General features: G+C 66.4%; 17 protein-coding genes. 12 read left to right on the forward strand and 5 right to left on the reverse strand.

Annotation, left to right across the window (positions count from 1 at the left end; translation table 11 throughout):
• The 7 genes from QZ184_RS04535 to QZ184_RS04565 form a co-directional block, all read left to right on the forward strand.
• A partial coding sequence (locus QZ184_RS04535; protein ID WP_296418360.1) for a DEAD/DEAH box helicase occupies nucleotides 1–2,519 on the forward strand: 2,519 nt, incomplete at its 5' end.
• A gap of 4 nt (nucleotides 2,520–2,523) precedes the next feature.
• On the forward strand, nucleotides 2,524–3,417 hold the full coding sequence (locus tag QZ184_RS04540) for an SWIM zinc finger family protein (RefSeq protein ID WP_296416143.1): 894 nt from the start codon (nucleotides 2,524–2,526) through the stop codon (nucleotides 3,415–3,417).
• Nucleotide 3,418: 1 nt separating this feature from the next.
• Nucleotides 3,419–3,898 (forward strand): MEKHLA domain-containing protein, encoded by a 480-nt coding sequence (locus QZ184_RS04545; protein ID WP_296418362.1) that lies wholly within the window; start codon nucleotides 3,419–3,421, stop codon nucleotides 3,896–3,898.
• Between the two features lie 162 nt (nucleotides 3,899–4,060).
• Nucleotides 4,061–4,456, forward strand: coding sequence for an Hsp20/alpha crystallin family protein (locus tag QZ184_RS04550; RefSeq protein ID WP_185186733.1), 396 nt, complete (start codon nucleotides 4,061–4,063; stop codon nucleotides 4,454–4,456).
• Between the two features lie 146 nt (nucleotides 4,457–4,602).
• On the forward strand, nucleotides 4,603–6,342 hold the full coding sequence (locus QZ184_RS04555) for a diflavin flavoprotein (RefSeq protein WP_296418364.1): 1,740 nt from the start codon (nucleotides 4,603–4,605) through the stop codon (nucleotides 6,340–6,342).
• Nucleotides 6,342–8,141, forward strand: a complete 1,800-nt coding sequence (locus QZ184_RS04560; protein WP_296418366.1) for a diflavin flavoprotein — start codon at nucleotides 6,342–6,344, stop codon at nucleotides 8,139–8,141. Before QZ184_RS04555 ends, QZ184_RS04560 begins: the two co-directional genes overlap by 1 nt.
• Before the next feature lie 102 nt (nucleotides 8,142–8,243).
• Complete coding sequence (locus QZ184_RS04565; protein ID WP_247476751.1) at nucleotides 8,244–8,450, forward strand: hypothetical protein; 207 nt, start codon at nucleotides 8,244–8,246, stop codon at nucleotides 8,448–8,450.
• Here the strand turns inward: QZ184_RS04565 and QZ184_RS04570 are convergent.
• The 4 genes from QZ184_RS04570 to QZ184_RS04585 all read right to left on the reverse strand — a co-directional run bounded on the left by QZ184_RS04570 (nucleotide 8,447) and on the right by QZ184_RS04585 (nucleotide 13,461).
• A complete protein-coding gene (locus tag QZ184_RS04570; RefSeq protein ID WP_296416139.1) occupies nucleotides 8,447–8,698 on the reverse strand; it encodes a hypothetical protein in 252 nt (83 codons plus the stop codon). The two genes, QZ184_RS04565 and QZ184_RS04570, sit on opposite strands and share 4 nt — an antisense overlap.
• Before the next feature lie 115 nt (nucleotides 8,699–8,813).
• Nucleotides 8,814–11,741 carry an aminomethyl-transferring glycine dehydrogenase gene (gene gcvP / locus QZ184_RS04575; protein ID WP_296418368.1) on the reverse strand — a complete coding sequence of 976 codons (2,928 nt, stop codon included), beginning with the start codon at nucleotides 11,739–11,741 and terminating at the stop codon, nucleotides 8,814–8,816.
• Complete coding sequence (gcvH, locus tag QZ184_RS04580; RefSeq protein WP_010313585.1) at nucleotides 11,741–12,130, reverse strand: glycine cleavage system protein GcvH; 390 nt, start codon at nucleotides 12,128–12,130, stop codon at nucleotides 11,741–11,743. Before gcvH ends, gcvP begins: the two co-directional genes overlap by 1 nt.
• A 26-nt stretch (nucleotides 12,131–12,156) precedes the next feature.
• On the reverse strand, nucleotides 12,157–13,461 hold the full coding sequence (locus QZ184_RS04585) for a methionine gamma-lyase family protein (RefSeq protein ID WP_296416137.1): 1,305 nt from the start codon (nucleotides 13,459–13,461) through the stop codon (nucleotides 12,157–12,159).
• 272 nt (nucleotides 13,462–13,733) lie between these two features.
• On the opposite strand from QZ184_RS04585, the gene QZ184_RS04590 reads away from it, so the two are divergent.
• The gene (locus tag QZ184_RS04590; protein WP_050778407.1) at nucleotides 13,734–14,597 is read left to right on the forward strand and encodes a fatty acid desaturase; all 864 of its coding nucleotides are present in this window, start codon (nucleotides 13,734–13,736) and stop codon (nucleotides 14,595–14,597) included.
• Here QZ184_RS04590 and QZ184_RS04595 read toward each other — a convergent pair.
• A complete protein-coding gene (locus QZ184_RS04595; RefSeq protein WP_247476748.1) occupies nucleotides 14,594–15,370 on the reverse strand; it encodes a hypothetical protein in 777 nt (258 codons plus the stop codon). The two genes, QZ184_RS04590 and QZ184_RS04595, sit on opposite strands and share 4 nt — an antisense overlap.
• Before the next feature lie 64 nt (nucleotides 15,371–15,434).
• Here QZ184_RS04595 and QZ184_RS04600 point away from each other — a divergent pair, with 64 nt between their 5' ends.
• From QZ184_RS04600 to mnmG, 4 genes are all read left to right on the forward strand, one after another.
• The gene (locus QZ184_RS04600; protein WP_296416136.1) at nucleotides 15,435–16,337 is read left to right on the forward strand and encodes a fatty acid desaturase; all 903 of its coding nucleotides are present in this window, start codon (nucleotides 15,435–15,437) and stop codon (nucleotides 16,335–16,337) included.
• 38 nt (nucleotides 16,338–16,375) lie between these two features.
• Nucleotides 16,376–16,834, forward strand: coding sequence for a 50S ribosomal protein L9 (rplI, locus tag QZ184_RS04605; protein ID WP_010313595.1), 459 nt, complete (start codon nucleotides 16,376–16,378; stop codon nucleotides 16,832–16,834).
• Between the two features lie 115 nt (nucleotides 16,835–16,949).
• Nucleotides 16,950–18,368 (forward strand): replicative DNA helicase, encoded by a 1,419-nt coding sequence (gene dnaB, locus QZ184_RS04610; RefSeq protein WP_010313598.1) that lies wholly within the window; start codon nucleotides 16,950–16,952, stop codon nucleotides 18,366–18,368.
• A 12-nt stretch (nucleotides 18,369–18,380) separates the two neighbouring features.
• Nucleotides 18,381–20,097: tRNA uridine-5-carboxymethylaminomethyl(34) synthesis enzyme MnmG (gene mnmG, locus QZ184_RS04615; RefSeq protein ID WP_296418370.1), on the forward strand; the 1,717-nt coding region annotated here is incomplete at its 3' end.

Genomic DNA, 20,097 nt, shown 5'->3' on the forward strand with positions numbered 1-20,097 from the left:
GCATGCCCCAGGTGGTGGCGGCCTCCAGCCCAGATCCCCAGTTGGCCTGCGGCCGTCCCCGCTCGAACCGACTGCTCGTGGCGAGCATGGTCGAAAAATTGGTGGACGGCCAGCTGCGCGAAGCCTTCCAACCCGGCGCAGCCGGCCTCGATCCACTGCTGGCGGCCTGGGAAGAGGGGCTGGCCAGCCGCGACGGGAAACTCAAGCTCGATGAGGAGGAGCAAGAGCGCCTCGGCGGCGCCAGCAACCACTGGCGCGAGACCGTCGCCGGCAAGGTGGCTCCCGCCCGGGCCTGCCTGGAGCTGTTCACCCCGCCGGAAGGGGAGGAACTCTGGGAACTGAAATTCGGCCTCCAGGCGGAAGCCGACCCCAGCCTGCGGGTGCCCGCTGGGCTGGTCTGGGCCGCTGGCGACAGCAACCTGGCCCTGGGTGAGATCCAATTGGAGCAGCCTGGAGCGCTCCTGCTGGAGGGTCTGGGCCGCGCCCTCTTGGCCTTTGAGCCGCTGGAGCGGGGCCTGGATGCCGCCACCCCCGAGGCGATGCAGCTCACCCCCGCGGAGGCCTTCGTGCTGGTGCGGACCGCCGCTTCCCGCCTGCGAGATGTGGGCGTCGGGGTGGTGCTCCCCGCGAGCCTCTCCGGTGGTCTGGCCAGCCGCCTGGGCCTGGCCATCACCGCCGAGCTGCCCGAGAAGTCCCGCGGCTTCACTCTCGGGGAAACCCTGGAGTGGCGCTGGGAATTCATGATCGGCGGGGTCACGCTGAACCTGAAGGACCTCGAGAAGCTCTCGGCCAAGCGCAGCCCGCTGGTGCAGCACAAGGGGGCCTGGATCGAACTGCGGCCCCTGGACCTCAAGAACGCCGAGAAGTTCTGCTCGGCTGAGCCCCCCTTCAGCCTCGATGACGCCCTGCGGATCACGGGCAATGAAGGGGAGACCCTCTCCCGCTTGCCGGTCCATGCCTTCACGGCCGGGCCCCGCCTGCAGGCGGTGCTGGAGCAGTACCACCAGCAGAAAGCCCCCGATCCCCTGCCTGCGCCCCCTGGGTTCGCCGGACAACTGCGGCCCTATCAGGAGCGCGGTCTGGGCTGGCTGGCCTTCCTGCATCGCTTCGATCAGGGCGCCTGCCTGGCCGACGACATGGGTCTGGGCAAAACGATCCAGCTGCTGGCCTTCCTGCAGCACCTCAAGGCCGAAGAGGAGCTCAAACGCCCGGTGCTGCTGGTCGCTCCCACCTCGGTGCTGACCAACTGGAAGCGGGAAGCCGCGGCCTTCACCCCGGATCTGACGGTCAACGAGCACTACGGACCCCGCCGCCCCTCCAGCCCCGAGGCCCTGAAAAAAGCGCTGAAGGGTGTGGACCTGGTGCTGACCACCTACGGCCTGCTGCAACGGGACAGCGAACTGCTGGACAAGGTCGATTGGCAGGGCGTCGTGATCGATGAAGCCCAGGCGATCAAGAACCATGCCGCCAAGCAGTCCATGGCGGCCCGGGACATGGGGCGCCCCGGCAAGGGTCCCCGCTTCCGCATCGCCCTGACCGGCACACCGGTGGAGAACCGGGTGAGCGAGCTCTGGGCCCTGATGGACTTCCTCAATCCCAAGGTGCTCGGCGATGAGCCGTTCTTCCGCCAGCGCTACCGGATGCCGATCGAGCGCTACGGCGACATGTCCTCGCTGCGGGACCTCAAGGGCCGCGTCGGCCCCTTCATCCTGCGCCGCCTGAAGACCGACAAATCGATCATTTCCGACCTGCCCGAGAAGGTGGAACTGAGCGAATGGGTGGGCCTGGCCCCCGAGCAGAAGAAGCTCTACTCCAAGACCGTGGACGAGAGCCTCGATGCCATCGCCCGGGCGCCCCTGGGCCAGAAGCATGGCCAGGTGCTGGCGCTGCTCACCAAGCTCAAGCAGATCTGCAACCACCCGGCCCTGGCCCTCAAGCAGGACCCAGCCGACGCCGATGCCAGCTTCTTCAAGGAGTTCGCCGCCCGCAGCGCCAAGGTGCAGCGGCTGGAGGAAATCCTCGAGGAAGTGATGGAAGCGGGCGATCGGGCCCTGCTCTTCACCCAGTTCGCCGAATGGGGCCATCTGCTCAAGGCCCACCTCGAGCACAAGTGGCGCCAGGAGGTGCCCTTCCTCTACGGCAGCACCAGCAAGACCGAACGCCAGGCCATGGTCGACCGCTTCCAGGACGACCCCCGCGGCCCGCAACTGTTCCTGCTGTCCCTCAAGGCCGGCGGCGTCGGCCTGAACCTGACCCGGGCCAGCCACGTCTTCCACATCGACCGCTGGTGGAACCCCGCCGTGGAGAACCAGGCCACGGACCGCGCCTACCGGATCGGCCAGCAGAACCGGGTGATGGTGCACAAGTTCATCACCAGTGGCTCCGTCGAAGAGCGCATCGACCGCATGATCAAGGAGAAGTCCAAACTCGCCGAAGACATCGTTGGCTCCGGTGAGGATTGGCTCGGCGGCATGGACGTGAGCCAACTCAAAGAACTCGTCACCCTCAGCGAGGACTGATCCCATGACCCTCTCCAGCAACGGCATCACCACCCAGCTCGGCGATGAGGGCCTGAGCCAGCAGCCCTGGTGGGTTGAGCAGTGGATGGAGCTGATCAACGGCTACCGCTTCAAGAAACGCCTAGAGCGGGCCTGGGCCTACGCCCGCGAAGGCAACGTCCTCTCCATTCGCTTCGAGGGGCGCCGGGTGCACGCCCGGGTGCAGGGCAGCGGCGAGGACCCCTACAAGGTAAAGCTCTGGCTCGATGTCCTCAATGATGAGGACTGGAACTACGTCCTCGAGGCCCTCGGGCAAAAGGCCCGCTGGTCAGCGCAGCTGCTGGCTGGGGTCATGCCCCAGGACATCGAGCGCGCCTTCGCCGCCAGCGGCAAGCGGCTCTTTCCCTTCAAGTTGCAGGAGGTGCGCAGCGAGTGCACCTGCCCGGACAAGGTCAACCCCTGCAAGCACGTCAGCGCCGTCTACTACCTGATGGGGGAGCGCTTCAGCGAAGACCCCTTCGTCCTCTTCCAGCTGCGGGGCCGCACCCGCGCCCAGCTGCTCAGCGACCTGGCGGTCAAGCGCCGGGCCCTGCTGGCCAAGAAAGCCAAGGAGGCCAAGGCCAACCCCGACGCAGAGCAGGCCAGCCCGCCCCAACTCCACCCAGCACCGATCTCCATCCGCGAGCCAAAACGCTGGTGGCGCTATGGGGCCGCCCTCGACCCCGGCCTGGTGGTCATCACCCCGGCCATGGAGGGGGACACCGGCCTGGATGAGGCCGGAGCCATCCCCCTGGCGGAGGACGGCCGCTTCCCGGAGGCCGGCAAGCAATTCGTCGAGCACCTCAAGGCCCAGGGCGCCAGCTTCAGCGCCACGGCCATGGCCACCGCCATGGCCGCCGGCAGCAAGCAAGAAGACTGAGGTGTCCCTGAGCGATCAGCGACCGCAACTCGAGCAGGCGCCGGCCCCCTGGCTTACCCCCGGCAAACGCCAACTGGCCGAGCAACTGCTGCACTCCCACCAACAGGCCTTTGGCCGGCCCCTGGCAGCGTCGGCCCAGGAGCTCTTCTCAGCCGATCTCGTCGTCCTGGCCCATGACGGCAGCAGCGACCCCTGCCTGACCTACGCCAATGCCGCAGCCCTGCAGCTCTGGGAGCGCCCCTGGAGCGCCATGGTCGGCATGCCCTCGCGGCTCACCGCCGAACCGCAAGAGCGCCAAAGCCGCGCGCTCGCGCTGCAGCAGGCCTTGAGCCAGCAAGCAATCGAGGGGTACAGCGGCATTCGCATCAGCCGCAGCGGCCGGCGCTTTCAGATCCAGAACGCCCGGCTCTGGTGCCTCCAGGACGCCGATGGGCGACCCTGCGGTCAAGCCGCGGCCTTCAGCGACTGGTGGTGGCTCTAAGGGGCGGTTCGGCTCCTACGAAAACCAAGGTGTAGCAACCGAACCCGAGGGGTGAGGGCCGTACTGAAAGGGTCGGTTTGCGCCCTCTTGGTTGTCATTCAGCGGAGCCACATTGGCGTTGCGGGTCATCACCCCGCCCAGTCAAGTCTTGGAGGAACAGCCATGCTGACCCTGCGCCAATCACCCTTTGATCTGTTCGAACAACTCGAGCAGCAACTGCACACCGCCGAGCGCGTGCCCGCCGCCGAAGTGCGTGAAACCGAGGCTGGCTTCGCCATCACCCTGGAACTGCCGGGCGTGAAGCGCGACTCGATCGATGTCAAAGCCACCGATCGCACCCTCGTCATCAGCGCCGAGCGCCTCGCCCCCGAGGAGGCCGCCGATGCCCAAGCGCCGCTCCTGAGCGAATTCCGCTATGGCACCTGGAGCCGCAGCTTCCGCTTCCCCTCCGGCATCGACCGGGAGGGCCTCGAAGCCCACTACCGCGATGGCCTTCTACTGGTCACCGCGCCGAAGGCCCAAACCATGACCACCGTCTCGGTGAAGGTGGAGGGCTAGGCGACCAGAACGATCACACCAACCAGAGAGAGACGGGACCCAGCCCTGGCCGCAAGCCAGGGCTTTTTTCTGACTGGCGGGGACGGCTCGATCAGCCAGCTCTCCAGAGAAGCTCCGTAGAGTTCATCAGCTCCCCTGGTGATCCCATGGCTGTCGTTGCAAGCACGCCCCGGCTCAGCCTGCAGTGCGAGGCCATCGCCAAGGACACCAGCACCATCCGCTCCCTGGACTGGGACCGCAGCCGCTTCGACATTGAGTTCGGCCTGCGCAACGGCACCACCTACAACAGCTTTCTGGTGCGCGGTGAGCGCACCGCCCTGATCGACACCAGCCACCTCAAGTTCGAAGGGATCTGGCTCGAGCTCCTCAAGGAGCAAATCGATCCCAAGGCCATCGACGTGCTGATCGTCAGCCACACCGAACCGGACCACTCCGGCCTGGTGGGCCATGTCATCGATCTCAACCCGGACATCGAGGTCGTGGGTTCGAAGGTCGCCATCCAGTTCCTCGAGAACCAGGTGCATCGCCCCTTCAAGAGCCGCGCCGTCAAAAGCGGCGAGGAGCTGGACCTGGGCACCAACCCCGAGAGCGGCATTCAGCACCGCTTCGAGTTCCTCAGTGCCCCCAACCTGCACTGGCCAGACACGATCTTTTCCTTCGACCACGGCACCGGGATCCTCTACACCTGCGATGCCTTCGGGATGCACTACTGCTCCGAGGACAGCTTCGATGTGGACCCCGGCGCCCTCGCTCCCGACTTCCGCTTCTATTACGACTGCCTGATGGGCCCCAACGCCCGCAGCGTCCTCCAGGCCATGAAGCGCATGGATGGGCTCGAGGGCACCATCAACACCATCGCCACCGGGCACGGACCGCTGCTGCGCCACCACCTCAACCTCTGGATGGGGGACTACAAGGACTGGAGCAGCGACCGCAGCAAAGGCGAGGCCTACGCCGCCGTCTGTTACCTGAGCCAATACGGCTTCTGCGACCGCCTCAGCCAGGCCATCGCCCGTGGCATTGGCAAAGCCGAAGCCCAGGTGCAACTGGTGGACCTGCGGGCCACCGACGCCCAGGAACTCAGCGCCCTGATCGGCGAGGCCAGCGCCGTTGTGGTTCCCACCTGGCCGGCCAACCCCGACCCGGAGCTGCAGGCCTCCATCGGCACCCTGCTGGCGGCCCTCAAACCCAAGCAGTGGATCGGCAGCTACGACGCCTACGGCGGCAACGACGAACCGATTGATGCTGTTGCCACGCAGCTGCGCAGCATGGGCCAGAAGGAAGCCTTCGAACCCCTGCGTGTGCGCCAGGTTCCCGATGGCAACGACTACCAGCGCTGCGAAGAAGCCGGCACGGACCTCGGTCAACTCCTGACCCGAGCCAAGACCATCGCCGCGATGAAGTCCCTCGATGGCGACCTGGACAAGGCCCTCGGGCGCCTCTCTGGCGGCCTCTATGTGGTGACCGCACGCCAGGACGAGCGGGCCTCAGCGATGGTGGCCAGCTGGGTCAGCCAGGCCAGCTTTGATCCCCCCGGCATCACCGTGGCCGTGGCCAAGGACCGCGCCATCGAAGCGCTGCTGCAGGTGGGTGATCGCTTCGTGCTGAACATCCTGCGGGAGGACAACTACCAGGACCTGATGCGGCACTTCCTCAAGCGCTTCCCGCCGGGTGCCGATCGCTTTGCCGGGGTCAACACCCTCGATGGCGTGGCCAACGGCGGACCGGTCCTGGGCGATGCCCTGGCCTTCCTCGGCTGCCGCGTCAGCCAGCGGATGGAGGGCCCGGACCACTGGATCATCTACGGCGAGGTCGAGCAGGGGAACGTCTCTGACACCGAGGCACGCACGGCCGTTCACCACCGCAAAGTGGGGAACCACTACTGATGGCCGGCGCCACTGCAGAACGGCAGGTCATTCAGCTGCCGATCGAACCCGGCCTGGTCTGCCTGCGGGGCCTCAGCCCCAAGCGCCTGCGCTTTGAGGTCGAGTACGGCCTGGAGCGGGGCACCAGCGCCAACAGCTTCCTATTCCTGCCCAGCAGCGACACCTCAGCCCTGCTGGTCCACCCCCCCGGTGCCTCCTTCGCCGAGCCCTACCTGGAGCAACTGGCGAACCTGGTTCCCGGCGACAGCGAACTGCAGGTGGTTGTCAGCCACGTCAACCCCAACCGGATTGCACTGCTGCATGAGCTAGCCCGGCGCTGGCAGAAGCTGCGGCTGATCGCCTCCAACCCGGGCGCCAAGTTGCTGCAAGACCTCTGGTCCCAGCGCAAACCCACAGAACAGGAAGCGCCCGCCCTGCCGGAGCTGCCGCCCCTGACCGTGGTCCGCGGTGAGGACAGCCTTGAGCGAGCGGACGGCTACAGGATCAACCTGCTCTCTGCGCCGACCCCGCGCTGGCCCGGGGCGCTGATGGCCTTCGAGGAGACCACCGGCCTGCTGATGAGCGGCAAGTTCTTCTCGGCGCACCTCTGCAGCCAGGAGTGGGCCGAAGCCAACCGCAGCAGCACCGAAGAAGACCGCCGCTACTTCTATGACTGCCTGATGGCCCCGATGGCCCGGCAGGTGGAAGCGGTGCTCAACCGCATCGATGAGCTCTCCATCCGCTGCATCGCCCCGGGACACGGCCCGGCCATCGCCGAAAGCTGGCGCAGCCTGCTGGTGGACTACCGCCGTTGGGGGGAATCCCAAGAGCGCTCCAGCCTCTCGGTGGCGCTGCTCTTCGCCAGCGCCTACGGCAACACCGCCGCCATCGCCGACGCCCTGGCCCAAGGGGTCTCCCGCACCGGCGTGCGGGTCGAGAGCGTCAACTGCGAATTCACCCCAGCCGAAAAACTGCTGGAGACCATCCGCAGTTGCGATGCCCTGCTGATCGGCTCCCCCACCCTCGGCGGCCATGCCCCAACGCCGATCGTCTCCGCCCTCGGCACGGTGCTGGCAGAGGGTGATCGCTCCAAACCGGTTGGGGTCTTCGGCAGCTTCGGCTGGAGCGGTGAAGCCATCGATCTGCTGGAGAGCAAGTTGCGCGACGGCGGCTTCAGCTTCGCCTTTGAGCCGGTGCGGGTGAAGTTCAGTCCCGATGCGGCCACGATCAAGACCCTGGAGGAAACCGGAACGGGCCTGGGCCGCAGCCTGATCACAGCGCAACGCAAGGCCCAACGCCGCAGCTCCACCAGTGGTGGCCTCAGCGAAAGCCGCAGCAACCCAGCCGTCCTCGCCCTGGGCCGCGTCGTGGGATCCCTCTGCGTCCTGACAACGCGCAAGGGCGCTGGCGAAAGTCAACTCAGCGGCGCCATGGTGGCCAGCTGGGTCAGCCAGGCGAGCTTCAGCCCGCCGGGCCTGACGGTGGCCGTCGCCAAGGACCGGGCCGTGGAGGCCCTGCTGCACGTCGGTGATTCCTTCGCCCTCAACGTCCTGGCCTCCGGCCGCGAGAGCGGACCGATGAAGCAATTCCTGCAGCCCTTTGCCCCGGGGGCCGATCGTTTCGCAGGCCTGGAGCTCGAGCAGAGCCCTGGCGGTCAACCGATCCTTCCCGAGGCCCTGGCCTGGCTCGACTGCAGCGTCAAACAGCGCATGGAATGCGGCGACCACTGGCTGATCTATGCCCAGGTGGGATCCGGAGCACTGCTGGATGCGGAGGCCACCACCGCCGTTCACCAACGCCGCAGCGGCGCCAACTACTGAGCGCCCTGCAAGATCTCGTGATCTGCAGCGGAAGAAAACCTGAATTCAGGGGGGCTCAGCCAGACAAGGGCTGAAATGAAGATCTGACGCCACTGCCGCTGGATGGGAGCTCTGCCCAAGGCCAGTCCGACTTCTCAGCGCTGGATTGTTCGCTATCGCGGCTTCGTACTGATCCCCCAGAAGGATCTCTCTTGGATGGTCAGGCCCGAACGCAGCCCCATGAAGCTGCTGCCCTTCCGGGCCCCAGCCAGCTCAGTGGAAGACGTCAAGGCGCTGATCGACTGGCGCCTTGACCAGAACGCCAGTTAGGCGGCCTGCGGCGGGGGCGGGGTAGAACCACCAGCCTGGAACGGCAGCACCACGGTGGCCCAATGCTCAGGACGGGCAGGACGCGTGCGGCGCGGGCGGCGAACACCGAAGGGAACCCGCACAACGTTGGTGCCCTCGACCCGCAGGGTCTGACCGGTCATGGCTGCTTGATGGAGGCTGCCCTGCAGAGAAGGCAACTTCACTGCCGGCTGATCTTCGAGGGTCGTTGTTTTGGTCTCGTCGCTCATGGGCCCCCTGGACTACAGCGATGACTGCAGTTGCAGCAGATTTTGAGAGGAAATCAAGGGACGATGCAGAAAGAAATTCTGCACTTTTCCCTTTGCCAAAGAATTTAAACCCTAATCAAGCTGCTGTTGAGGTGGAAACGGCCATTTCCTCAACCGATGGGCAGGTGCAGACCAGGTTGCGATCACCGAAGGCGTTATCAATGCGAGCCACCGCCGGCCAAAGCTTGCCCTGCTGCTGCGCCTCTCCCTGGGGGTAGGCCGCCTGCTGACGGCTATAGGGACGATCCCAAACATCCGCCGTCACCGCTGACAACGTATGCGGCGCACGTTTGAGGGGATTGTTCTCAGGATCCATCGCCCCGGACTCAATCGCTGCAGCCTCTGCGCGGATGGCGGCCATCGCATCACAGAAGCGCTGCAGCTCCGCCAAACCCTCGCTTTCGGTGGGCTCCACCATCACCGTTCCCGCCACCGGCCAACTGACCGTCGGGGCATGGAAGCCGTAGTCCATCAGGCGCTTGGCGAGATCATCAACCTCCAATCCGGCACTGCGCTTGAGCGGCCGCAAATCAAAGATGCATTCATGGGCCACCCGTCCGGATTGGCCGCGATAAAGCACCGGGAAGTGATCCTCCAGTTGATGGGCCAACCAATTGGCGGCCAGGAGGGAAACGGCACTGGCCTGGCGCAGGCCCGCGCCGCCCATCATCCGGATGTACATCCAGCTGATCGGAAGAATGCTGGCGCTGCCCCAGGGGGCCGCACTCACCGGTCCGATGGCCTGATCACCCCCACAGGCCTCCGCAGACGGATGACCCGGCAGGAAGGGCAACAGGTGGGAGGCCACAGCGATCGGCCCCACCCCCGGACCGCCACCGCCGTGGGGGATGCAGAAGGTCTTGTGGAGGTTCAGGTGGCAGACATCCGCTCCATAAATCCCGGGCTTCGCCAGGCCCACCTGGGCATTGAGGTTGGCGCCATCGAGATACACCTGTCCGCCGTGCTGATGCACCAAGGCGCAGATCTCACGGATGCCCTCCTCAAAGACGCCATGGGTGGAGGGGTAGGTGACCATCAGGGCCGCCAGCTCGTCCTTGTGGGTTTCGACCTTGGCCTGCAGATCCGCCCGGTCGATGTTCCCCTGGTCGTCGCAGGCCACGGCCACCACCGTCAAACCAGCCATGACGGCGCTGGCGGGGTTCGTCCCATGGGCACTGGTGGGGATCAGGCAGATCCGGCGCTGGGTATCGCCGCGGCTGCGGTGATAGGCGCGAATCACCAGTAGGCCGGCGTATTCCCCCTGGGAGCCGGCGTTGGGCTGCAGGGACACCCCGGCGAAGCCCGTGATCGCCGACAACCAATGCTCGAGGTCCGCCACCAAACGGCGATAGCCCGCGCTCTGGTGCGCCGGCGCGAAGGGATGCAGACCCGCAAACCCTGGCCAGCTGACCGGCAGCAGCTCTGCCGCTGCGTTGAGCTTCATCGTGCAGCTCCCCAGCGGGATCATCCCGTGGACCAAGGAGAAGTCCTTGGAGACGAGCCGCTGGATGTAGCGCAGCAACTCCGTCTCGCTGCGGTAGCGATGGAAGACCGGCTGCTGCAGCCATGGGCGCGAGCGACGGGGCACCAGGGTTCCCCAGAGGCGCTCCTCAATCGGCTGTCCCTGGCTCTCCTGCAACAGGGCGTGCTCGAGTTGGGCCAGATCCGGGGCCCGTTGCGGCAGGGCCGCCAGGGCGGAGAGCAGGCGCTGCAGCTCCTCGAGGTCGCTCAGCTCATCGAGGCTGATGGCAAACCCGTCGGCCTCAGGCCGCAGGTTGAAGCCCGCCGCCGCCGCCCGCGCGATCACGTCCGCCGCATCCGGGCAGTGCACCCGCAGGGTGTCGAGGCCCGGGGCCGCCTCGGGGGGATAGCCCAGGGCTTCGAGGCCACGCCGCAAGAGTTCCCGCAGCAGCACCAGACGCCGGGCGATCGCCGTCAGGCCATCGGGGCCGTGGTGCACCGCGTAGAAGCTGGCCATCACCGCCAGCAGCACTTGGGCGGTGCAGATGTTGCTGGTGGCCTTGTCGCGGCGGATGTGCTGCTCACGGGTCTGCAGCGCCAGGCGCAACGCCGGATGCCCCTCGGCATCGACCGATTGACCGACCAAACGGCCTGGAATCTTGCGCTGGTGGGTAGGAGTCGTGGCAAAGAACGCCGCATGGGGGCCGCCAAAGCCCAAGGGAATGCCCAAGCGCTGGGTGCTTCCGACGGCAATCTCCACACCGAGCTCGGCCACCGGTGCCATCAGCACCTGGGCCAAGGGATCCACAGCCGCCGTCACGATCACGCCTGCGGCCTGGGCGGCGGCGATCACTTCACCCGGGTGCCAGAGCGCTCCCGAGGTCCCCGGCAGCTGCAGCAGCAGACCAAAGGCGTCGCTGAACGCCTCGGGCCGCTCCAGGAGTTCCTGGGGATTGACCCGCTCCAGTTCGAGCTCCAGCGGTTCCGCCCGGGTCTCCAGGACCGCCCAGGTCTGCGGGAAGACCGCCTCATCCACCAGGAATCGGCGCGCCTTGCGGTTGCGGCAAGCCCCCAGGCTCAGGGCCATGGCCTCCGCCGCCGCCGTGGCCTCATCCAGCAACGAGGCGTTGGCGATCGGCAGGCCGGTGAGCTCGCTGATCAGGGTCTGGAAATTCAGGAGTGCCTCGAGGCGCCCCTGGCTGATTTCCGCTTGGTAGGGGGTGTAAGCGGTGTACCAGGCGGGGTTTTCAAAGACATGGCGCTGAATCAGCGCCGGGGTGATGCAGCCGTAGTACCCCAGGCCAATCAGGGAACGGCGGACCTCGTTCGCCGCCGCAATCTGCTGCAGTTCGGCTAGGGCCTGGGACTCCTGGCAACCCGCCGGCAAACCCTCCAGGGCCTGGGCAGGCTCCAGACGAATCGGCTCGGGGACCACCTGGCGCACCAAGGCCTCCAGGTCAGGCAGGCCGAGATCCCGCAGCATCGACTGCTGCTCAGCGGGCGTGGGCCCGATGTGGCGCTGAACGAAGGCGCTCAACTCCATCAGTGACCGTCGACCTTGGCGCCGTAGCTCGCGGCATCCATCAGAGCCTCGATCTGGGCCGGAGCGCTCGGACGCACCAACAGCAACCAACCCTCGCCATAGGGGTCGTTCTGCAGCTCCTCGGGGCTCGCCAGGACCGCCTCATTGCGGGCCTCCACGGTGCCATCGATCGGGGAGAGCATGTCCTCCACGGCCTTCACCGACTCCACCGAACCGAAGCTGGAGCCCTGGCTGAGGCTGTCCCCCACCTCGGGCAACTCCACAAAGACGATGTCCCCCAGCTGATCGACCGCAAAGGCGCTGATGCCGACGCGCACCAGCTCCCCTTCGGACTTCACGTACTCGTGACTGTCGGAATAGCGGCAGTCATCGGGATAGTGCAGACCCATGGGCCGCGCCGCAGCAAAAGTGGCTCTCAGTTTGTCGAATTTGCCGAGGCGCGGCTGTTCCCAGGGCCACCCTTGTAATGGGATTCAGCTAACGCCAGCAGGGCCCGCTCCAAGGCGAGCTCCGCATGGGCCTGGGTGGTGCCGCCCTGGGCATAGAGGACGTAGGGCTCCCGCAGGGGGCCATCGGCGGAGAACTCACTGGTGCTGCCATCGATAAAGGTCCCGCCCGCCATCACCAACTCACTGGCGTAGCCGGGCATCGGTGCTGGGATCGGATCGAGGTAGGAGCCCACGGGGGAACAGGTCTGAAAAGCGCGGCAGACGGCCTTCAGCGGTTCGGGGGACCCCAGGCGCACCGCCTGAATCACATCGCTGCGCACCCCTCCCACCAGGGGCTTGACCGCGTAGCCCAAGCCGTCAAACACCGCTGCGGTCAACTCAGCGCAGAGCAGCGCCTCGGTCACCATCTGCGGCGCCAAAAACAGTCCTTGGAAGAGCAGGCGATGCAGGTCAAAGCCTGTTCCCCCTTCACTACCGATGCCCGGGGCGGTCAGCCGGCAGCAGGCCTGCTCCACCAGCTCCTCGCGCCCGGCGACGTAGCCGCCCGTCGGGGCAATCGTGCCGCCGAGGTTCTTGATCAAGGAGCCAGCCATCAGGTCCGCTCCAACGGCCGTGGGCTCCTGCAGCTCAACGAGCTCGCCGTAGCAGTTGTCGACGAACACCAGGCAGCCGGGCTGAACCGCCTTGACCCGCTCCACCAAGCGAGCGATCTGCGCCACGGTCAAGGACGGGCGCCAGCTGTAGCCGCAGCTGCGCTGGATCAGGACCATGCGGGTGGGCACAGCCAGTGCCCCAGCGATTCCCGCCTCATCGACGCTCCCATCGGGAAGGAGATCCAGCTCGTCGTAGGCCACCCCGAACTCCGCCAGGGACCCCTGCCCCTCGCCCCGGATGCCGATGACCTCTTCCAAGGTGTCGTAGGGACGCCCCGTCAGGGCCAAGAGCCGATCACCGGGCCGCAACACCCCATAGAGGGCAGCGGCGATGGCATGGGTGCCGCTCACAAATTGCAGGCGCACCGCGGCGGCCTCGGCCTGCAGCACCCGGGCAAAGACCCGGTCGAGCACCTCCCTGCCCAGGTCCCCATGGCCATAGCCACTAACGGAGGCGAAATGGTGAACCCCCAGTCGCTCGGCCGCAAAGGCGTCGAGCACCCGCTGCAACCGGGGCTTGATGCCCGCCCGACGCTCCTGGGCCACCGGCGCCGTGCGCTCCAGGGCAACGGCCAACTGATCAGCAGCCCAGGCCTGGTGAGGAGAGGTCATGGCCATCCACAGGTGAACCCATGCTGCTCCCGCGTGACGGTGGGCCAGCCGTCTAGATTTTTCAAACTGATGTCTTGGCTACAGCCGACTGACATCCCAGGCCATTGGTGCGCAGGCTCCCTTGCTGGAGCACCACAGCGACCCGACGCCTGCGCCCCTTCAAGGAGTTCATCTTGGTCCAAGCCCCCGACACCGCTGCGGCGGCCCACCCTTCTCAGCGCGAGGGGGCGGACCAAGCCAGCGGATCCAATGGGTATACCGCCGCCCAAGAGGCTCGGATGCGCGCCGCCCTGGTGGTGCCCCGTGCACAACTTCCCCGTAGTCAGAGGAAATACAAGTCAGGGACCACCGGCTTCATGCTGGCGATCCACGTTGGTGCTGTCTTTGCGCTGCTGCCCCAGTACTGGAGCTGGCAAGGCGTTGCCGTACTCGCAGTCCTGTACTGGACCACCGTCATCGGCGTCACCCTGGGCCTGCACCGCCTGGTGGCCCACCGCAGCTTTGTTGCTCCGAAGTGGGTGGAGCGGGTGCTGGTGGTCATGGGCACGCTGGCCTGCCAGAGCGGTCCGATCGAGTGGGTCGGCCTCCACCGCCACCACCACAAGTTCTCCGACCAACCGAACGACCACCACGACGCCGCCCGCGGCCTCTGGTGGGCCCACAGCGACTGGATGCTCCACGAGATCCCAGCGATCAAGGAGATCCACCGCTTCACCGGCGACATGCTCCAGGATCCGCTCTACCGCTGGCTGGATCGCTGGTTCCTCCTGCTCCAGATCCCCCTGGGTGCAGCCCTGTATTGGTACGGCGAAGCGGCCCAAGTCCATGGCGGCGGCCTCGGTCTGGTGCTCTGGGCGATTCCCCTGCGCCTGGTGATCGTCTATCACGTGACCTGGCTGGTGAATTCCGCCACCCACGCCTTCGGCTATCGCAACTTCGACTGCCCGGATCTCTCCCGCAACTGCTGGTGGGTGGCGATCCTGAGCTTTGGCGAGGGCTGGCACAACAACCACCACGCTCACCCCTCCAGCGCCCGTCATGGCCTGCGCTGGTTCGAGTTCGACATCACCTGGCAGCACATCAAGCTGCTGCGCAAGCTGGGCTGGGCGAAGCGGGTGCGCGAAGCCCGCTACAGCGGCTAAGCCTGCAACTGACGGCGGATCGCCTCCGCCAGATCGGACTCCTCCTCCCCTTGGCCCGGCTGCTCCAGCAGTCGGGCTTTTTGGCGTAGGAGATCCAAAAATTGATCGGCGCTGAGCTCCTGCTCATCCGCGGCCCCCAGCACCGCCAGGGTCCGGCGCAGGTCCGCCAGTTCGGCATCCAACTCCTCGGCGCTGTATTCCCGCTGGCCGGCCATCACTTCAGCGAAGCGCTCCCGTCTCTGTCGCTTCTCCCCGGGGTAGGCCGCGATCAATTGCTCTCTGCACAGCCGCCAGGGACGGCCAGCGGTCAGCAGCTCCGCCAAGGCGGCACTCAAGCCCGCCGCCTCGGCGACATCAATGCGCAGGTCAAAGGCCCCCGGCGGCTGGCGCAGGCCGACAAAGATCTCGAAGAGCTGGGCTGGGCCCAAGGCCTCATCGGAATCACTCAACAGGGGCAGCGCCGAGGACTGCAGGGCCGCGAGCAACTCCGGCTGATCGCTGATCTGCTGCTCGAGTTCTGGCGAGAGCCCAGCCGGGCCCTGGGCCGCCAGCAATTCGTTGATCCGGCCCAGGGCCACAAACAGCTCCGGCCCCGGGGAGGTCAACTTGCGGTTACGCAGGTTGGAGAGCTGGGAATTGTGGACACGGCCGAGCTCCAGGCGCTCCGCCAGGGCGGGCAAAACCCTTTGGCTCCAGCCGTTCCGCTCGTGCCACACCTTGATCAGATGCCCAAACGCGTCGCGACCTGCTTCGAGTTCGTCCCGATAATTCACCCGATACGGATCCGTACTGCTACCATTTTAGCGAGAACATCGCGTCCGTATCGGGAGGAGGGAGATGACTGCCACCATCAGCCGCAGCAGCGTCTGGGCCAACCACGCCCAAGCGCCCATCAACCAGCTCCCCCGCAACTGGGGAGTGATCGGCTTCATGGCCGCCCTGCATGGCCTGGGCCTCGTCGCCCTCCTGCCACGCTTCTGGAGCTGGGAAGCCGCCAGCACCCTGGCCATCCTCTATTGGGTCACGGCCTGCCTGGGGGTCACCATCGGCTACCACCGACTGCTCTCCCACCGGGCTCTGCGGCTGCCCCACTGGCTGGAGCGCTTCTTCGCCACCTGCGGCGCCCTGAGCTGCCAGCACGGCCCCATTGACTGGGTGGGCCTGCACCGCCACCACCACAAGTTTTCGGATACGGATTCAGATCACCACAACAGCCACCAGGGCTTCTGGTGGAGCCACATGGGCTGGATGTTCCGGGATATCCCCGCTGAGCAGGCCGTGCCCCAGTTCACGGGGGACCTGGCCAAGGACCCCTACTACCGCTGGCTGAACCGCTGGTTTCTGGCGCTGCAGCTGCCCCTGGCGGGACTGCTCTTCTGGATTGGCACGGTCAGCGGCGCCGGCGGCTGGGCCCTGGTGCTCTGGGGCATTCCCCTCCGCCTGGTGGTCGTCTACCACTGCACCTGGCTGGTGAACTCCGCCACCCACCGCTGGGGCTACATCCGGCACGACAGCGGCGACGGCTCCCGCAACAACCCCTGGGTGGCCGCCCTGACCTTCGGCGAGGGCTGGCACAACACCCACCACGCCTACCCCCACTCAGCGCGCCACGGCTGGGGCTGGCGCGAACCGGACCTCACCTGGATGCACATCCGGCTGCTGCAACGGCTGGGACTCGCCACCCAGGTGCGCCTGCCTAGGCCGCTGCTAGCACAGGCCGCAAGTGGTGGCGTAGTCTGATCAATCGCCAAATTCGATGATCGTTCGACTGCATCCCCATGGCTAAGCGTGTATCCGTAGTCCTCAGCGAGGACGTCCTGAGCCTGGGCAAGAACGGTGACCTGGTGGACGTTGCCCCCGGTTATGCCCGCAACTTCCTCCTGCCCCAAGGCAAGGCTGTTCCCCTGACCCCCGCGGTCCTGAAGCAGGTGGAGCACCGCCGCGCCAAGGAAGCTGAGCGTCAGGCTGCCCTCAAGCAGGAAGCCCTGGACTTCCGCACCGCCCTCGACACCATCGGCCGCTTCACCGTCAAGAAGCAGACCGGTGGCGATGACGTGCTGTTCGGCACCGTGACCAACGCCGACGTGGCCGAGGCCATCGAGGCCGCCACCAAGAAGGAAGTGGACCGCCGCGACATCATCGTCCCCGAAATCCACCGCACCGGCACCTACAAGGTGCAGGTCAAGCTCCACAGCGCCGTCACCGCTGAGATCAACCTCGAAGTGGTCAGCCACTAAGAACCGTTCAGCGTGGTCTGGGCGAACCGATCGGTTCCCGCCACAATGAGCAACCCCTTCGCCGTCAGGCCCCAACGGGACTGGCGGCTTTTTCGTTGAAGCCCCGGCCAAAGCAATGGTGAGCGTTCCCCTGAGCCAAAGCGACGCCGATGAGGGCGGCGGCGGTCGCGCGGCGCCCCGGGGCAGACCGCGGGAGGACGAACGCTTCGAGGCGATGCCCGATGGCGTGCCCCCCCAAAACCTCGAGGCCGAGGAAGCCGTGCTGGGCGGGATCCTGCTGGACCCCGATGCCATCGGCCGCGTCGCCGATGTGCTGCAGCCGGAGGCCTTCTATCTCTCCGCCCACCGGGAGATCTATCGCACCGCCCTGATGCTCCATGGCCAGGGCAAACCCACGGACCTCACGGCAATGACCGCCTGGCTGGCGGACACCGGAGCCCTGGAGAAGGTGGGTGGCAGCGGCCGGCTGGTGGAGCTGGTGGAGCGCACCCTCTCGACCGCCTCCATCGACCAGGTGGCACGCCTGGTGATGGACAAGTTCCTGCGCCGTCAGCTGATCCGCTCCGGCAACGAGGTGATTCAGCTGGGCTTCGATCAGGGCAAGCCCATGGAGCAGGTGCTGGATGAGGCCGAGCAGAAGATCTTTGCCATCAGCCAGGAGAAGCCCAGCGTTGGCCTCACCCCAACGGCGGAAATCCTGACGGCCACCTTTAACGAGATCGAAAGCCGCTCCCTGGGGACGGCCGTGGCCGGCATCCCGGTCAACTTCTACGACCTCGATGCCATGACCCAGGGGCTGCAGCGCAGCGACCTGATCATCGTGGCCGGCCGCCCCGCCATGGGCAAAACCGCCATCACGCTGAACCTGGCCAAGAACGTGGCCCAGCTCCACAACCTGCCGGTCTGCGTCTTCTCCCTGGAGATGAGCAAGGAGCAGCTCACCTATCGACTGCTGGCGATGGAGGTGGGCATCGAAAGCGGTCGTCTGCGCACCGGTCGGCTGCAGCCCGAGGAATGGCCCCTGCTGGGCCAGGGCATCAGCACCCTGGGGCAGATGCCGATCTACATCGACGACAAGCCGAATGCCGGCGTGCTGGAGATGCGATCCCTCTGCCGCCGGCTGATGGCCGAGAGCGGCAAGGAGCTCGGGGTCGTGATCATCGACTACCTGCAGCTGATGGAAGGAAGCGGATCCGATAACCGGGTCCAGGAGCTCTCGCGGATCACCCGGGGCCTCAAACAAATGGCCCGGGAGCTGAACGTGCCGGTGATCGCCCTCTCCCAGCTCAGCCGTGGCGTGGAATCACGCACCAACAAGCGGCCGATGCTCAGCGACCTGCGGGAATCGGGCTCGATCGAGCAGGACGCCGACCTGGTGCTGATGATCTACCGGGACGAGTACTACAACCCCGACACCCCCGATCGCGGCATCACCGAGATCATCGTGACCAAGCACCGCAACGGGCCGGTGGGCACGGTCAAGCTGCTGTTTGAGCCGCAATTCACCCGCTTCCGCAACCTGGCGGCGCCGTAGCGTCGAACGATGGTGTCCGCTGACTTCGCCCCGATTGAACACTTCGACGTGATCGTCGTGGGCGGCGGTCATGCCGGCTGTGAAGCGGCGATCACCGCCGCGCGTTTGGGCTGCAGCACCGCACTCTTCTCCCTCAATCTCGACCGGATCGCCTGGCAGCCCTGCAATCCGGCGGTGGGCGGTCCGGCCAAGAGCCAGCTGGTTCACGAGGTGGATGCCCTCGGCGGCGTGATCGGGCGGCTGGCCGACGCCACCGCGCTGCAGAAACGGGTCCTCAACGCCAGCCGCGGTCCAGCGGTCTGGGCCCTGCGCGCCCAAACCGACAAGCGCCAGTACTCCCGGCAGATGCTGCAACTGCTGCAGCACACCCCAAACCTGGCCCTACGCGAGGCCATGGTCACCGGACTGGTGGTCGAGGACGCCGCGATCCAGGGCGTGCGGACCTACTTCGGCAGCACCTACAGCGCCGGGGCCGTGATCCTGACCGCCGGCACCTTCCTCGGCGGACAGATCTGGGTCGGCCATCAATCGATGTCAGCGGGTCGGGCCGGTGAACAGGCGGCCGAGGGTCTGACCGAGGCCCTGCAGGAGCTGGGCTTCCAGACCGATCGCCTGAAGACCGGCACCCCGGCCCGGGTGGATCGCCGCAGCATCGCCCTCGATCAACTGGAGGAGCAACCCAGCGACGCCGCCGATCGCTTCTTCTCCTTTGATCCCACCAGCTGGGTCAGCGGTGAGCAGATGAGCTGCCACATCACCCGCACCACCGCGGCCACGCACCAACTGATCAAAGACAACCTGCACCTGACGCCGATCTACGGCGGGGTGATCGATAGCAAAGGGCCCCGCTACTGCCCCTCGATCGAGGACAAGATCGTGCGCTTTGCCGACAAGGACAGTCACCAGATCTTCCTGGAGCCCGAAGGCCGAGACACCCCGGAGATCTATGTCCAGGGGTTCTCCACGGGACTGCCGGAGCGGCTGCAGTTGGAACTGCTGCGCACCCTGCCCGGGCTGGAGCAGTGCGTGATGCTGCGGCCGGCCTATGCCGTGGATTACGACTACCTGCCCGCCACCCAGCTCAAGCCCTCCCTCGAGACCAAACGGGTCAAGGGACTCTTCAGCGCCGGGCAACTCAACGGAACCACCGGCTACGAGGAAGCCGCAGCCCAGGGCCTGGTGGCGGGCCTGAATGCCGTGCGTCAGCTGCGCCAGCAGGAGCCGGTGCACTTTCCCAGGGAAGGGAGCTACATCGGCACGATGATCGATGACCTGATCACCAAGGATCTGCGGGAGCCCTACCGGGTGCTGACCAGCCGCAGTGAATACCGGCTGGTGCTGCGCGGAGACAACGCCGACCGCCGGCTGACGCCCCTGGGCCGTGAGCTGGGTTTAATCGACGACCGTCGCTGGGAGATCTACCAGCGCAAACAGGACGGAATCGAAGCCGAGAAACAACGCCTCGAGAGCGTCCGCCTGAAGGTCAGCGACCCTGTGGCGGCTGCCGTGGCCGAGGAAACCAAGGCGGCCATCAAGGGATCGATCACCCTGGCCGACCTCCTGCGGCGTCCGGGATTCCACAGCGCAGATCTCGTTCGCCATGGCCTCGCCGATGCCGAGCTCCCCTTAGACGTGCGTGAGGGGGCTGAGATCGACATCAAATACAGCGGTTATTTGGCCCGGCAGCAGCAGCAAATCGATCAACTGAAAAAGCAAGCCGAGCGCCGCA

This window comes from Vulcanococcus sp. DEBay_Sum22DG08_74, from assembly GCF_017852955.1.
Taxonomy (GTDB): Bacteria; Cyanobacteriota; Cyanobacteriia; order PCC-6307; family Cyanobiaceae; genus Vulcanococcus.

Bases quoted from the DNA above. Each gene is read 5' to 3' on its own strand.
- QZ184_RS04565 (WP_247476751.1), top strand. From the start codon at position 8,244: ATGGGAGCTCTGCCCAAGGCCAGTCCGACTTCTCAGCGCTGGATTGTT.
- rplI (WP_010313595.1), top strand. From the start codon at position 16,376: ATGGCTAAGCGTGTATCCGTAGTCCTCAGCGAGGACGTCCTGAGCCTG.
- gcvH (WP_010313585.1), bottom strand. From the start codon at position 12,130: ATGGGTCTGCACTATCCCGATGACTGCCGCTATTCCGACAGTCACGAG.
- gcvP (WP_296418368.1), bottom strand. From the start codon at position 11,741: ATGGAGTTGAGCGCCTTCGTTCAGCGCCACATCGGGCCCACGCCCGCT.
- QZ184_RS04570 (WP_296416139.1), bottom strand. From the start codon at position 8,698: ATGAGCGACGAGACCAAAACAACGACCCTCGAAGATCAGCCGGCAGTG.
- QZ184_RS04550 (WP_185186733.1), top strand. From the start codon at position 4,061: ATGCTGACCCTGCGCCAATCACCCTTTGATCTGTTCGAACAACTCGAG.
- QZ184_RS04600 (WP_296416136.1), top strand. From the start codon at position 15,435: ATGACTGCCACCATCAGCCGCAGCAGCGTCTGGGCCAACCACGCCCAA.
- QZ184_RS04560 (WP_296418366.1), top strand. From the start codon at position 6,342: ATGGCCGGCGCCACTGCAGAACGGCAGGTCATTCAGCTGCCGATCGAA.
- QZ184_RS04590 (WP_050778407.1), top strand. From the start codon at position 13,734: ATGCGCGCCGCCCTGGTGGTGCCCCGTGCACAACTTCCCCGTAGTCAG.
- QZ184_RS04585 (WP_296416137.1), bottom strand. From the start codon at position 13,461: ATGGCCATGACCTCTCCTCACCAGGCCTGGGCTGCTGATCAGTTGGCC.
- QZ184_RS04555 (WP_296418364.1), top strand. From the start codon at position 4,603: ATGGCTGTCGTTGCAAGCACGCCCCGGCTCAGCCTGCAGTGCGAGGCC.
- QZ184_RS04540 (WP_296416143.1), top strand. From the start codon at position 2,524: ATGACCCTCTCCAGCAACGGCATCACCACCCAGCTCGGCGATGAGGGC.
- dnaB (WP_010313598.1), top strand. From the start codon at position 16,950: ATGGTGAGCGTTCCCCTGAGCCAAAGCGACGCCGATGAGGGCGGCGGC.